Source organism: Streptomyces sp. NBC_01723 (assembly GCF_036246005.1).
Taxonomy (GTDB): domain Bacteria; phylum Actinomycetota; class Actinomycetes; order Streptomycetales; family Streptomycetaceae; genus Streptomyces.
Genome location: NZ_CP109171.1, coordinates 8,340,467 through 8,353,692 on the forward strand (window position 1 = coordinate 8,340,467; position 13,226 = coordinate 8,353,692).

Sequence of the window (13,226 nt, forward strand, 5' to 3'; positions counted from 1 at the left end):
TTGGGCCCACCCGGCTACTGGGCGCTGCCCGCCGGGCGTACGACGATCTCGTTGACGTCGACCCCGGCGGCCCGGGACACGGCGAACGCGACGGCGTCCGCGATGGCGGAGGCGGGGAGGGCCACCGAACGGTAGGTCTCCATGTCCTTCCGCGCACGCGGGTCGGAGATGGAGGCGGCCAGCTCCGACTCGGTGACGCCGGGGGAGACGACGCTCACCCGGATGCTTCCGTCCGACTCCTGGCGCAGCCCCTCGGACAGGGCCCGCACCGCGAACTTGGTCGCGCAGTACACGGCGGCGGTGGGCACCACCTCGTACGCGCCGACCGACGCGATGTTCACGACGTGTCCGCCGCCCTGCCGCCGCATGACCGGCAGCGCGGCCGCGACGCCGTGCAGGACCCCGCGCACGTTCACGTCGATCATCCGGTCCCACTCGTCCACCTTCAGGGCCGCGAGCGGCGAGAGCGGCATCACCCCGGCGTTGTTGACCAGCACGTCCACCCGGCCCCAGCGTTCGGCGGCGGCCGACACGAACGCCCGCACGTCGGCGGCGTCGGTGACGTCCAGCCGTCGGAAGGCGGCCGTGCCGCCCTCGGCCGTGATGCGCCCGGCCAGCTTCTCCAGCCGGTCGGTGCGGCGGGCGCCCAGGAACACCCGGTGGCCGTCGGCGGCCAGGCGGTGGGCCGTCGCCTCACCGATCCCGCTGCTCGCCCCGGTGACCAGTACGACCTTCGCGATGTGTGTCATGACAGTGCGTCCTCTCGGTTTCCGGCCTTGCTCCACCGAGTCTGTGCAGGTCAGCGGCCAGGTGCCAGGACGGTCCCTGCCTGGGTGCGACACACCCGGGCAGGGACCGGGGCCGCCGCCTAACCTGGACGCCATGGACGAGAACCACCTGGGCGAGTTCCTGCGCGCACGCCGGGCCGGACTGCGGCCGCGGGACGTCGGCATGGTCAGCCACGGCACCCGCAGGGTCGCCGGGCTGCGCCGCGAGGAGGTCGCGGTCCTCGCCGGAGTCAACGGCGACTACTACACCCGCCTGGAACAGGGCCGCGAACGCAACCCCTCCCCCCAGGTCCTCGACGCCCTCGCCCGCGCCCTGCGCCTGGACACCGACGCCCGGGCACACCTGTTCCGCCTCGTCGGCGGCGCACCGGGCGAGGCACCCCCCGCCTTCGCCGCGGAGGAAGTCAGTCCCGCGCTGCGCCAGTTGATGGACGGCTACCCGCACACCCCGGCGTTCGTGCTGAGCCGCACCCTGGACCTGCTGGCAGCCAACGCCCTGGCCGAAGCCCTCTTCGAGCCGTTCGAGCCGGCCGACAACCTGGCCCGCATGGTGTTCCTCGACCCCGCGGGCCGGGCCTTCTACGCAGACTGGGAGCGGGCGGCCCAGGCCACCGTCGCCAACCTGCGCCAGGCGGCCGGGTTCGATCCGGACAGCCCACGGCTGCGCCGTCTGGTCGGCACCCTCACCGAGCACAGCGCGGACTTCACCCGCCTGTGGAACGCCCACGCCGTGCGCGGCAAGACCCAGGACGCCAAGAACCTCCGCCACCCCGAGGTCGGCGCCCTCGCCCTCACCTACCAGGCCTTCGACGTGCGCGACGCACCCGGCCAGCAGCTCGTGATCTACCACGCCGAGCCCGGCGGCCCGAGCGCCCACGCCCTCGACCTGCTCGGCACCCTCCACGCCACCCGGCGGCGCACCGGGCCGCGGAGTTAACCGGCGCCGCGGCCGGCGAGCAGGGCGCGCAGCACGTCGAGGCAGTCGTCGACGAGTTCGCGCACCGGCCGTTCCACGGGCCCGTTCATCCAGCGCCCGACGGCCACCTACAGGACCGTGACCGCGGTCTCGGCCGTCAGCTCCGCGGTCAGGTCGTCCACGTCGCGGCGGCGCAGCGCCTCCGCCGGCGCGCGGGACAGTGACGCGAGCTTGACCAGTTCCCGGGCGCCGGAGCCGCCGCAGGCCTCGGTGTCCGTCGTCCGATCGGTTGGCCCCCGTCGGACGACGGGACGGGGTACCGGTGCCGTCTCAGCCCAGCGCGAAGGGGAGCCGCGCGGCGAGCCCGCCCAGTGCCGTCGTCTCCGCCGCGGTCGGGGCACGCCGGCCCGTGCCCACCAGCAGCGCGTCCGCGTCGCCGAACGACCGGGGGAACTCCTCCCCGACGACCCGCTCCAGCAGCGCCCGGGCCCCGGCCAGCGCCTCGGCGGGAGGCGCGGCCGCCTCCGGGAGGTGGGCGACGAGGTCGAGGTGGTGCAGCGACCACTCCAGGACGTATGCCGAGAGGTAGTCGCCCGCTGTGAGCACCTGGTCCTGGGTCTCCACGCGGGCGGCGGGGTCCGCGAGTCCGGCGGCGCGGCCGGCGGCCGAACCCACGTCGTCCAGATGGAACGTGAGCAGCCACGGCTCCTGGTAGGCGGCTGCCAGCCGGACGGTCAGCGCGTCCAACGGGTCGTCGCCCGTGGGGGTCTCGACGACGTTCCAGTAGGTCGCCGCGGACCGGGTCGGCTCCGCCGAGGCCGGGGTGGCCAGGGTGATCAGCACGTCCTGGGCGTCGATGACCAGGTGGCACACCAGGTCCCGGACGAGCCAGCCGGTGCAGCCGGACGGCCGTGCGAAGTCCTCGTCGGCGAGCTCGGCGACGGCCGTGCGCAGGGCCGCCCATGAGCTGGTGAAGAGCTCCATGACCGCAAGCCAACAGCACCCGTGCCGCCGCGGCGACCGGTTTCCCGCCCGCCGCCGCCCGCCCGGCCGCTCAGGCCCCCGCAGGCGCCGCCGGTGCCTGAGCGGGTTCCTCCGGTGGTTCGACGAGTTGCTCGCGCACGTAGTTCCAGACCACCGCGATCAGCGCCGCGATCGGCACCGCGAGCAGACTGCCCACGATCCCGGCCAGGCTGCCGCCCAGCGTCACCGCCAGCAGGATCACCGCCGCGTGCAGACCGAGGCCGCGGCTCTGGATGATGGGCTGGAACACGTTGCCCTCCAACTGCTGTACGACGACGATGATCGCCAGCACGAGCAGCGCGTCCGTCAGCCCGTTGGACACCAGCGCGATGAGCACCGCGACGAAGCCCGCGAACAGGGCTCCCACGATGGGCACGAACGCGGACACGAACGTCAGCACCGCCAGCGGCAGGACCAGGGGCACACCCAGGATCCACAGCCCGAGTCCGATGAAGACCGCGTCGAGCAGGCCCACCAGTGCCTGCGAGCGGACGAAGGAGCCCAGGGTCTCCCAGGCACGCAGGGCCACGGCCGGGACGTCGGTGGCCAGCCGGCCGGGCAGCTGACGGGTGAGCCACGGCAGGAACCGCGGTCCGTCCTTGAGGAAGAAGAACATCAGGAAGAGGCCCAGCACCGCGGTGATCAGACCGTTGACCACGACGCTCACCCCCGTGGTCACGGCGGTCACCACACTGCCGACGCTGTCCTGGAGGCGGGCCATGGCCGAGTCGAGCGCACCCGTGATCTGATCGTCGCCGATGTTCAGCGGCGGACCGGCGGCCCACTCGCGCAGCCGCTCGATGCCCTCGACCACACCGTCGGTCAACTCCCCGGTCTGGGACGACATCGGTACCGCGATCAGCGCCACGATGCCGAGGAGGGCGAGCAGGAACCCGACCGTGACCGTCGCCGCGGCGAGCGCGGGGCGCCAGCCGTGCCGGCGCAGGAAGCGGGCCGCGGGCCAGGTCAGCGTGGTCAACAGCAGGCCGACTATCAGGGGCCACACGACCGACCACATGCGGCCGAGGAGCCACAGGGCCACCGCGAGCATGACGAGTATGAGCAGCAACTCGGCAGAGACGCGGGCGCCGGTGCGCAGCGCGGCGCGGGTCCTCGCGGAACTCAATCTGGCAGACATGGGGGCCACCCTATGGGCAAGCCCCGCCGTCCCCGGGCGTGAGGGTCTCCGCGGGAACCCGCGCTGTGCTCAGCTCTCGGGCACCTTGACCCAGTCGAGGGTGCGCTCCACGGCCATCTTCCAGCCGGCGTAACCTTCCGCGCGCCGCTCCTCGGACCACTGGGGTTCCCAGCGCCTCGACTCGCGCCAGTGCGTGCGCAGTTCGTCGGTATCCCGCCAGAAGCCCGTCGCGAGCCCCGCCGCGTAGGCCGCGCCGAGCGCGGTGGTCTCCGCGACGACCGGGCGGCTGACCGGGACGCCGAGGACGTCGGCCTGGATCTGCATGCAGAGGTCGTTGGCGGTCACACCGCCGTCGACCCTGAGCACGTCCAGGTGGACGCCGGAGTCCTGCTCCATGGCCACGACCACGTCGCGGCTCTGGTAGCAGATGGCCTCCAGCGTCGCCCGTGCCAGGTGCGCGTTGTCGTTGTACCGGGCGAGCCCGACGATCGCGCCTCGGGCGTCGGAGCGCCAGTAGGGGGCGAACAGGCCGGAGAAGGCGGGGACGAAGTACATGCCGCCGTTGTCCTCGACGGAACGGGCCAGTTCCTCGCTCTCGGCCGCGGTCTTGATGATCTTCATCTGGTCGCGCAGCCACTGCACCGCCGAACCCGTCACCGCGATGGAGCCCTCCAGCGCGTAGACCGCCGGGCTGTCGCCGAACTGGTAGGCCACCGTGGTGAGCAGGCCGTGCTCCGAACGAACCAGTTCGGTGCCGGTGTTGAGGACCAGGAAGTTGCCGGTGCCGTAGGTGTTCTTGGCCTCGCCGGGCGAGAAGCAGACCTGCCCGACGGTCGCCGCGTGCTGGTCGCCGAGGACGCCGGTGATGGGAACGGCGGCGCGCAGCGGCCGGGAGGTCCGGGTGGTGCCGTACGCCTCCCGGTGCGAGGACGGGTTGATGGTGGGCAGCATGCTCCGCGGGATCCCGAAGAAGCCCAGCAGTTCGTCGTCCCAGTCGAGCGTCTCCAGGTTCATCAGCATGGTGCGGCTCGCGTTGGTCACGTCGGTGGCGTGGATGCCGCCGTCGGGACCGCCGGTCAGGTTCCACAGCACCCAGCAGTCCGTGTTGCCGAACACGGCGTGGCCCTGTTCGGCCGCCTCGCGGACGCCGTCGACGTTCTCCAGGATCCACTGGATCTTTCCGCCGGAGAAGTACGTCGCCGGGGGCAGCCCGGCCTTGCGGCGGATGACGTCGCCCCGTCCCGAGCGCTCCAGGTTGGCCGCGATGGCGTCGGTGCGGGTGTCCTGCCACACGATGGCGTTGTAGTAGGGACGCCCGGTGCGGGGGTCCCAGACCACCGTGGTCTCGCGCTGGTTGGTGATGCCGATGGCCGCCAGGTCGCTGCCCGACAGGCCGCCGTTGCGCAGCGCGTTCTGCATCACCGAGTTGGTGCGCTCCCAGATCTCGACCGGGTCGTGCTCCACCCATCCGGAGCGCGGGAGGATCTGCTCGTGCTCCAGTTGGTGCTTCGCGACCTCGTTGCCGCCGTGGTCGAAGATCATGAATCGGGTGCTGGTGGTCCCCTGGTCCACCGCGCCGATGAAGTCCGCCATGGTTGTGCCGCCTCTCCGGCCGGTGTCAGCCTTCTGATGCCGGGACACGCCCCGGCGGTTCGGGCTCGGCGGTCGGCAGGAACCGGCCGACGAACACCTTGTACAGACCGGCGCCGAGCACGCCTCCGATCAGCGGGCCGAGGATCGGCACCCAGAAGTAGAGATTTCCGTACTGATCTCGCCACGCGCCCCCGTACCCGGTGAGGAAGCTGGCCAGCCGGGGACCGAAGTCACGGGCCGGGTTGATGGCGTAGCCGGCGTTGGTGCCGTAGGCCATGCCGATCGCGACCACGATCAGGCCGATGATGAAGGCGCCCAGGTTCGCGCCCGGCGGGGTGTTCAGCATGTCCGTGACGGCCAGGATCAGCAGCAGCAGGATGGCGGTGCCGATGACCTGGTCGCGGAACGCGCCCCACTCGTGCACCGGGAGCGCCGGGTTGCCGTTGGCGGGCAGGGTGGAGAACACCGTCTGCGTCTTGATGGTGAGCCCGGGGTCGGCCTTCGCCAGGGCCTCGCTGTAGTTCCAGCGGACGATGAGCGCCGCCACGAAGGCGCCCGCCGTCTGGGCCAGTGCGTACGGGAGCACCTTGCGCCAGGGGAAGCCCTTGAAGGTGGCGAGGGCGAGGGTCACCGCCGGGTTGAGGTGGGCGCCACTCAGCCGGGCCGCCACATAGACGCCGAGCGTGACACCGAAGCCCCACGCCCAGGCGATGCTGTCGTGGTCCCCGAGGCCGCCGGCGGGGTCGGTGAGGGCACCGCCCGCCGCGACCTGGGCGACCACGCCGCAGCCGAAGAGGATAAGGATCATCGTGCCGGCGAATTCGGCCGACACTTCACCGATCAGACCGTGTCTTTTGAGCCGCTCAGCCATGGAAGCTCACCTTCCGCCGGCATGACCGGCTGTCGACTGTTCGAGCATCTCCTCGGACAGACTAAGGTCACTTCCGACAAACCGCACATAGAGGACAAGCGTGACGAGCGGTCACCTCGTACGCGGGTGCCGTGCGTTTCCTCTCACGCCTCCGGGCGGACGGCGTCGAGCGCCGGGGCGATGACGGCGAAGGCCCGCTCGGTCAGTGCCACCGGATCCTCGGTGCCGTCGCTCTCGCTCCAGCGGTGCAGCACGGTGTTGAACGCGGTCAGCGCCATCCCCGCGGCCAGTTGGGGATAGAGGTCGACGTCCGCGGCGGGGCCCGGACGGAGGGCCAGCTCCGCCGTCAGGTCCTCGCGCCACTGTCCCTGCCGCTCCAGGAAGCGGGCGTGCAGGGCCGGGGTGCGCAGAATCAGCTGGACCACCCGCAGTGCTCTGTCCGAGTGATCGGCGCAGGCGGCGATGGGGGCCGAAAGGGCGTTCCGCAACGCCAGGGAAGGGCGTTCGGTGGTGGGGCGGTCGGCCAGCTCCTGATGGATGCCGGCGCCCATGTCGGTCAGGAACTGAACGACCACGTCCTCCTTGGACGCGAAGTACCGGAAGAACGTCCTCTTGGACACTCCCGCGGTGCTCGCGATCTCGTCGATGGTGACCGCGTCGAACCCCTTCGAGGCCAGCAGTTGCAGCGCCGCCTCGGTCAGTTCGTCCGAGACGAGTTGACGCTTGCGCTGGGCCAGGCTGGCTTCGGGGCGAGTGTTCACCGGCTCATCGTAACCCCATGCCTCGCATGGCACCGGGTTACCTTGTTGACACTCGGTGCCATCAGCGGCATGGTGAGCCACATGACACAACAGCGATGTTGGACCACCGAGCGGATCGCGGACCAGAGCGCACGGGTGTTCGTCGTCACCGGAGCCGGCAGCGGCCTGGGCCTGGCGACCACCCGGGCCCTCGCCGAGCGGGGCGGACACGTGATCCTCGCCGTGCGTGACGAGGAGAAGGGACGGCGGGCGGCCGCGCGGATCTCCGCCGGGACGCCGGGCGGCCGCCTGGAGGTGCGCCGGCTCGACCTGGCCGACCTCGAATCGGTGCGGGCCTTCGCCCAGGGGGTGCGTGCCGACCATCCGAGGGTCGACGTGCTCGTCAACAACGCCGGCATCATGGCGCCGCCCCGGCGACTGAGCGCGCAGGGGCACGAGTCGCAGTTCGCCTGCAACCACCTGGGCCACTTCGCGCTCACCGGCCTGCTGATCGACCTGCTGGCCGGAGCGCGGGACCCCCGCGTGGTGACGGTGACGTCCGCCAACCACCGGCAGGGGCGCCTCTTCCTCGACGACCTCACCGGTGAACGCCACTACTCACCCATGGGGTTCTACAACCAGTCGAAGTTCGCGAACGCCGTCTTCGGACGGGAGCTGCACCGGCGACTGGCCAGGGCGGGCAGCCCGGTGCGCAGCGTCCTCGCGCACCCGGGCTACAGCGCCACCGGCCTGCAGACGAGCGCGCCGGTCGCCGCCGTGCGGTTCCTGTTCGGCCGCCTTCTCCTCCCCCTGGCCCAGTCCGCCGAGCGGGGCGCCCTCCCGCAGCTGTACGCGGCGACCGACCCGGGCGCGCTGAGCGGCGACTTCATGGGCCCGGACGGACCGGGCGAGCTGAGGGGTGGACCGACGCGGGTACGGCTGTCGCCGGCGGCGGACGACGAAGCCACCGGCCGCCGGCTGTGGGACCTGTCGGAGCGGCTGACCGGCGTCCGGTACCCGCTTTCGTCCACGGCCGTCTGAGACCGGCCGCTCAGGGCGCGATCGGCAGCATGCGTTTGTGGTCGGTCTGACGGTAGCGGGTGACGATCCTCTGGAAGGCCTCGTCCTTGACCGGCTTGCCCTCCAGGAAGTCGTCGATCTCCTCGTAGGTGACGCCGAGGGCGTCCTCGTCGGCCTTGCCGGGGGCGAGGGACTCCAGGTCGGCCGTCGGCACCTTGCCCACCAGCTCGGCGGGCGCCCCCAGCCGGTCCGCCAGGGCACGCACACGGCGCTTGGTGAGACCGGTCAGCGGCACCAGGTCGGCGGCGCCGTCGCCGAACTTGGTGAAGAATCCGGAGACCGCCTCGGCCGCGTGGTCGGTGCCGACGACGAGGCCCTGGTGCGCCCCGGCCACCGCGTACTGGGCGATCATGCGCTGCCGGGCCTTGATGTTCCCGTGCACGAAGTCCTGGTGGTGGTCGTCGCGGAACGCCACGTCGGCGGCGAGCAGGGCGTCGAGCGCCGCGTCGCTCGCGGGCCTCACGTCGACGGTCAGCACCTGGTCGGCCTGGATGAAGGAGAGCGCGAGCTGGGCGTGGTGCTCGTCGGCCTGGACGCCGTGCGGCAGCCGCATCGCGTAGAAGCGCGCCTCGTGGCCGGCGGCCCGGGCCCGCTCCACGGCGAGCTGGCACAGCCGGCCCGCGGTGGTGGAGTCGACGCCTCCGCTGATGCCGAGCACGAGGGACCGCAGCCCGGTGGAGGTCAGCCGGTCGGCCAGGAAGGCCACCCGGCGTTCGATCTCCCGGTCGGCGTCGAAGGTCTCCGCGACCTCGAGTTCCCGGGCGATCTCCAGTTGCAGGGCGATGGACGCCGGCTCGCTCATGCCGCTCCTTGTTCGATGTGCAGGGCCTCGGTCACTCACCCTACCGAGCGACGCCCTCCGACCCGGAGCGGGAGGTGCGGGGCGGCCGTCAGGGGCCGCCCCGCACGCTCGCCGGTCAGGTGAGGGGTTCCACCCGGATGTTCCGGAAACGGACCTTGTTCCCGTGGTCCTGCAACCGGATCGCCCCGGCCGACGGTGTCTCGGCCCGGCCGGAGGCGGTGGGCCCGTCGAGGACGATGTCGTCGTGGACCTTCTGGCCGTTCCAGACCACCGTCACCCGCGCGTCGGCGGTCTTGCGGCCGCCGTCGTCGAAGCGGGCGGCACGGAAGACGACGTCGTACGTCTGCCAGGTCTCCGGGGCCGCGGCCGCGTTGGTGTCGGGCGCCTTCTTGAGATAGATCGCACCTGCCTCGTTGGTGTCCAGGGTGGTGTCACCGTAGGAGTCGAGGATCTGCAGCTCGTAGCGGTCCTGGAGGAAGATGCCGCTGTTGCCGCGGTCCTGGCCGGTCACGTCGGGCGGCAGCAGGGGGACGCGGAACTCCACGTGCAGTTTGAAGTCCTGGTAGGCGTCCTTGGTACGGATGTCACCGCAGCACACCTCCATCGACTTCTCCTCGGCGAGCGGCCAGGCCACCCGCCGCCCGTCCGTGTGCTGCCACTGCTCCTGCGAGGCCGCGGTGCCGTCGAACAGGGCGACGCGGGCGCCCCGCGGGTGCACGGTCACCAGGTCGAGGTTGACGTGGCCGGTGTCCCCGGCGTCGTACCGGTAGGACACCGTGTTGTGGCCCGCGCGCAGCTTCAGCCGCTCGGTGCGCGTGGACCAGGTGTCCCAGTCCCCGGTGGACTCGAGCCGCGTCTGCCGCACCTTCTTCCCGTTGGCGTACAGGGACAGCGACTTGGTGCCCTCGAAGGGGTTCGGGCCGTTGGAGTAGCGCAGGCCCACGTCGTAGGTGCCCGACTTCGGGACGGTCACGTCGAACGTCGTGGCTACCCCGCCCTCGGTGGCGTAGCGGTCGACGAACCCGCTGCCGGAGTAGCCGGCGTGGTCGGTGTCGATGCCGGCCTTGCCCGTCAGGCGGGCCTCCTCGGCCTCGTACAGGGTGGCCGGCGGGGGCTGCTTGCCGGGCATCTCGTTGAGCGTGTACCAGGCCTCGGTGCTCCACAGCGCCTCACCGGACTCCGAGCTGAAGGGACGCGGGGAGCGCACGTGCACCACGCGGTCCGGCTTGAGCCCGTCCAGCCGCAGCCGCACGGTCCGCCCGTCGCCGGAGAGGGTCGCCGACCGCACGGCCAGCTCCTCCTCGGCGATCTTCGGGCCGCCGTAGTCGGCGGTCGGCGTGTAGCCCCACTGCTCGACCCGGTAGCGGTCGGCGAGTTCCGCGGCGGTCTCCTCGGAGACCGGCTGGGTGTACGTGAGGTCGAAGCCGCCCGGTACGGCCCGCATCTTCTGGATGTCGAAGGTGTTGCCGCCGTTCGGCGTCAGCTTCTGCAGACCGAACTTCAGCTTGCCCTCCTGTCCCCAGTTGCCGTCCGCGCCGAGACCGCCGGCGTAGACCGCGCCGTCGGGGCCCACGGAGATCCGGTTGACCCCGGCCTCCAGGCCCTGGGTGTAGCGGAAGACGGCGCCCTGGTACTGGCCCCTCACCTTCTCCAGGTAGGCGCGCTGGAGGCCGCCGTAGGTGACGTCGCCGATCAGCATCTGACCGGCGAAGGTGCCCTTGCTCACGTACTGCGGCGTGGAGGGCGAGTTGCCGATCTCGTTCTGCGGCAGCCACAGCACCGGTTCGGTGACCGGGGACTTCTCGAAGGGGCCCGCGGGCTCGGTGTAGTGGTTGAAGAAGCGGTCCTGCTTGACGTGGACGAGCTTCGAGGACGGCAGCCATCCGCCCTGGTTGTCGGTGGCGAAGAGGTCGCCGCCGGGGCCCCAGCCGATGCCGTTGGGCGTGCGCAGCCCGCCCGCGACCGGGCTGATCTTCCCGGTCTTCTTGCTGACCCTGTACGTCGTCCCGCGGCCCGGCGCGGGCTGCGGTGTGGTGGTCGCGCCGCCGAGGTCGATGGCGACGGAGAGGTTCACGTAGAAGTACCCGTCGCGGTAGAGCAGCCCGAAGGCGAACTCGTGGAAGTTGCCGCCGTACGGCCAGGTGGCGACCGTGCGGTACTCGTCGGTCACCTCGTCGCCGTCCTCGTCGACCAGCCGGGTGAGTTCGTGCTTCTGGGACACGTAGAGCGCGCCGTCGACGTACTTGATGCCCATCGGCTCGCGCAGCCCCTCGGCCACCTTCTTGACGGTGACCTTGTCGCGGCTGGTCGCGCCGGTGACGTTGTCGAGGAGATACACCTCCCCGGCAACGTTGTCGGTGCCGCCCCAGGTGCTGATCGCGAGACGTCCGTCGGGCAGCCAGTCCATGCCGCTGACCTGGGGCTCGAATCCGTCGGGGCGCAGGTCGGTGAGGGTCAGGTCGGGGCGTACCGAGTTCAGCGGCAGACCGTCGCCGGGGGTGTCGGTGCCCGCCTCGCACTCCTTGCGGCCCGGCGCCGTCACCCGGACGACCCCGGCGTCGGTGCTCAGCGCCTCCTGCGGGACGACGCTGAAGCCGCTCTCTCCCGGCGGCATCCAGGACAGTTGCAGCTGCTGGCCGCCGCCGCGGTCGAAGTGCTCGACGCGCAGCGGGTGCGCGCCGGCGGTGAGCTCGGCCGTGCCGTCCTTCGGCTCGGCGCCGTGCAGGCCGTCGTGGTCGATCACCGTGGCGCCGTCCAGCGTGAGCCGGGAGCCGTCGTCGCTGACGAGCCGGAACGCGTAGGTGCCGTCGCGGGGGGCGACCAGGTAACCGGACGCCTCCGTCACGAAGTTGTCGGCGATGCCGCCGAAGTCGGCCGTACTGGACCAGTCGACCGTCGGCATCAGCTTGTCGTGGTTGGGGGTCTGGCCCGGTTTGAGGGTGCACAGCTCGTTCAGGGGCGTCTGGACGTCGAACACCCGCATGGTGACCCCGGGTTCCTGCGGCGGGATGTCCGCCGGGGCCGCGGAGGAGGCCGGGGCCGCCAGGACGCCGCCGGCGGACACTGCTGACGCCAGCAGGAGGATGAGGTGTCTTCGGGCGCGCGAGAACAGCCGTGGGGGCATTGGTCCTCCAGTGAGTGGGGACCGGACCGTGCCGGAAATCGCTCCGGTCATGAGCGGCAGGACGGTGGTTCCGCCGCAAAGGTAGGAGACTTCCGCTTGGCATGTCCATACTTTGTCATCGATGTGTTCAAAGTTCTCGGCGCTCGAAGTGGGCTGCTCCGAAGCGTGGTTGGGGCTACTACTTGGACTCGAGGCGCGCGGACGCGTTCGGTCCGGCCGTCAGCTCCGCGCAAGCCGACCGCCAGGCCGTGTCCCCCGCGTACAGCGCGCCGCGCAGGTAGGCCCAGGTGAGCCGCTGCACCGCGGCCACCCGCCCGGGGTTCTCGTCGGTGGTCTCGGCGACGTCGTACCCGGCGATCCCGCCGAGCCCGTGCTCGGCGTCGAAGAGGGTGAGCAGGGACTTGGGGCCCGGGGCGAGGAAGTAGGGGTCGGCGTGCCACTCGGGCCCGCCGGCCGTGAGGTGGGGCGAGTCGTCCTTGTCGCCGGCGACCACGAGCGCGGGCGTCGTCATCGTGGAGAAGTCCGTGGTCAGCAGGAACGGCAGATTGGCCGCCGCCCACCCGCTGAGGGCGTCGCCGCCCCGGCCGGGCGCGGCCAGCAGGACGCCCGCCTTGATGCGGGGCTCGGTGAGGTCCACCTCCGTGCCGTCGTCCGGATCGGTGAGCCGGGCGCCCAGCAGCAGGCTCGCGGTGTGCCCGCCCATCGAGTGCCCGGCCACGGCGACCCGGCCCCGGTCCAGTCGGCCGGAGAGCTGGGGGACCGCCTCCTCCAGGACGTTGAGCCGGTCGAGGACGTGCGTCATGTCCTCGGCGCGGGAGCGCCAGAACAGGGGTGCGCCGGGGGTGCCGGGGTCCAGGCCGAGGCTCCTGGAGCTGAGGTGGGTCGGCTGGATCACGACGAAGCCGTGTGCCGCCCAGTAGTGGGCGAGGGGTGCGTAGCCGTTGAGGGAGGAGAGGTGGTTCGACTGGCCCTGTCCGTGCGAGAGGAGCACGACCGGCAGCTCGCTGCCGGTGACAGGCGCGGAGACCCGGACCTGGAGGTCCACGGCGCGGCCGGGGGCGGGCAGCGTGACCGGGGCGACGGAGAGCACGGGTGTGGGAAGCGTGGCGTGCACGGTGAGGTGTCCTTCGCGCGGCAGGAAACGAAACAAT

The 13,226-nt window shown here is 71.7% G+C and carries 11 protein-coding genes; 2 read left to right on the plus strand and 9 right to left on the minus strand.

Annotated elements, in window-relative coordinates; genetic code table 11:
• Positions 1-14: 14 nt before the first annotated feature.
• Positions 15-749, minus strand: a complete 735-nt coding sequence (locus OIE75_RS38765) for an SDR family oxidoreductase (protein ID WP_329473720.1) — start codon at positions 747-749, stop codon at positions 15-17.
• A 133-nt stretch (positions 750-882) separates the two neighbouring features.
• Here OIE75_RS38765 and OIE75_RS38770 point away from each other — a divergent pair, with 133 nt between their 5' ends.
• Positions 883-1,725, plus strand: coding sequence for a helix-turn-helix domain-containing protein (locus tag OIE75_RS38770; protein ID WP_329473721.1), 843 nt, complete (start codon positions 883-885; stop codon positions 1,723-1,725).
• Positions 1,726-2,034: 309 nt separating this feature from the next.
• On the opposite strand, the gene OIE75_RS38775 is transcribed toward OIE75_RS38770, so the two are convergent.
• From OIE75_RS38775 to OIE75_RS38795, 5 genes are all read right to left on the minus strand, one after another.
• Positions 2,035-2,688: a maleylpyruvate isomerase N-terminal domain-containing protein gene (locus OIE75_RS38775; protein WP_329473722.1), complete on the minus strand. Its 654-nt coding sequence runs from the start codon at positions 2,686-2,688 to the stop codon at positions 2,035-2,037.
• Between the two features lie 70 nt (positions 2,689-2,758).
• Positions 2,759-3,865, minus strand: a complete 1,107-nt coding sequence (locus OIE75_RS38780) for an AI-2E family transporter (protein ID WP_307017012.1) — start codon at positions 3,863-3,865, stop codon at positions 2,759-2,761.
• A gap of 69 nt (positions 3,866-3,934) precedes the next feature.
• Positions 3,935-5,458 (minus strand): glycerol kinase GlpK, encoded by a 1,524-nt coding sequence (gene glpK, locus OIE75_RS38785; RefSeq protein WP_307017013.1) that lies wholly within the window; start codon positions 5,456-5,458, stop codon positions 3,935-3,937.
• Positions 5,459-5,483: 25 nt separating this feature from the next.
• Positions 5,484-6,329, minus strand: a complete 846-nt coding sequence (locus OIE75_RS38790) for an MIP/aquaporin family protein (RefSeq protein ID WP_307017014.1) — start codon at positions 6,327-6,329, stop codon at positions 5,484-5,486.
• A 143-nt stretch (positions 6,330-6,472) separates the two neighbouring features.
• Positions 6,473-7,090: a TetR family transcriptional regulator gene (locus OIE75_RS38795; protein WP_307017015.1), complete on the minus strand. Its 618-nt coding sequence runs from the start codon at positions 7,088-7,090 to the stop codon at positions 6,473-6,475.
• 81 nt (positions 7,091-7,171) lie between these two features.
• Between OIE75_RS38795 and OIE75_RS38800 the strand changes: the two genes are divergently transcribed.
• On the plus strand, positions 7,172-8,110 hold the full coding sequence (locus tag OIE75_RS38800) for an oxidoreductase (RefSeq protein WP_307017016.1): 939 nt from the start codon (positions 7,172-7,174) through the stop codon (positions 8,108-8,110).
• Positions 8,111-8,120: 10 nt separating this feature from the next.
• Here the strand turns inward: OIE75_RS38800 and nadE are convergent, their stop codons facing one another.
• The 3 genes from nadE to OIE75_RS38815 form a co-directional block, all read right to left on the minus strand.
• On the minus strand, positions 8,121-8,951 hold the full coding sequence (gene nadE, locus OIE75_RS38805; RefSeq protein WP_329473723.1) for an ammonia-dependent NAD(+) synthetase: 831 nt from the start codon (positions 8,949-8,951) through the stop codon (positions 8,121-8,123).
• 115 nt (positions 8,952-9,066) lie between these two features.
• Entirely contained in the window at positions 9,067-12,075 is a 3,009-nt protein-coding gene (locus OIE75_RS38810; protein WP_329473724.1) for a family 16 glycoside hydrolase, read from the minus strand.
• A gap of 178 nt (positions 12,076-12,253) precedes the next feature.
• A complete protein-coding gene (locus tag OIE75_RS38815; RefSeq protein ID WP_443078477.1) occupies positions 12,254-13,213 on the minus strand; it encodes an alpha/beta hydrolase family protein in 960 nt (319 codons plus the stop codon).
• Between the last annotated feature and the right edge of the window lie 13 nt (positions 13,214-13,226).

Bases quoted from the DNA above. Each gene is read 5' to 3' on its own strand.
- OIE75_RS38765 (WP_329473720.1), bottom strand. From the start codon at position 749: ATGACACACATCGCGAAGGTCGTACTGGTCACCGGGGCGAGCAGCGGG.
- nadE (WP_329473723.1), bottom strand. From the start codon at position 8,951: ATGAGCGAGCCGGCGTCCATCGCCCTGCAACTGGAGATCGCCCGGGAA.
- OIE75_RS38775 (WP_329473722.1), bottom strand. From the start codon at position 2,688: ATGGAGCTCTTCACCAGCTCATGGGCGGCCCTGCGCACGGCCGTCGCC.
- OIE75_RS38810 (WP_329473724.1), bottom strand. From the start codon at position 12,075: ATGCCCCCACGGCTGTTCTCGCGCGCCCGAAGACACCTCATCCTCCTG.
- glpK (WP_307017013.1), bottom strand. From the start codon at position 5,458: ATGGCGGACTTCATCGGCGCGGTGGACCAGGGGACCACCAGCACCCGA.
- OIE75_RS38790 (WP_307017014.1), bottom strand. From the start codon at position 6,329: ATGGCTGAGCGGCTCAAAAGACACGGTCTGATCGGTGAAGTGTCGGCC.
- OIE75_RS38770 (WP_329473721.1), top strand. From the start codon at position 883: ATGGACGAGAACCACCTGGGCGAGTTCCTGCGCGCACGCCGGGCCGGA.
- OIE75_RS38800 (WP_307017016.1), top strand. From the start codon at position 7,172: ATGACACAACAGCGATGTTGGACCACCGAGCGGATCGCGGACCAGAGC.
- OIE75_RS38780 (WP_307017012.1), bottom strand. From the start codon at position 3,865: ATGTCTGCCAGATTGAGTTCCGCGAGGACCCGCGCCGCGCTGCGCACC.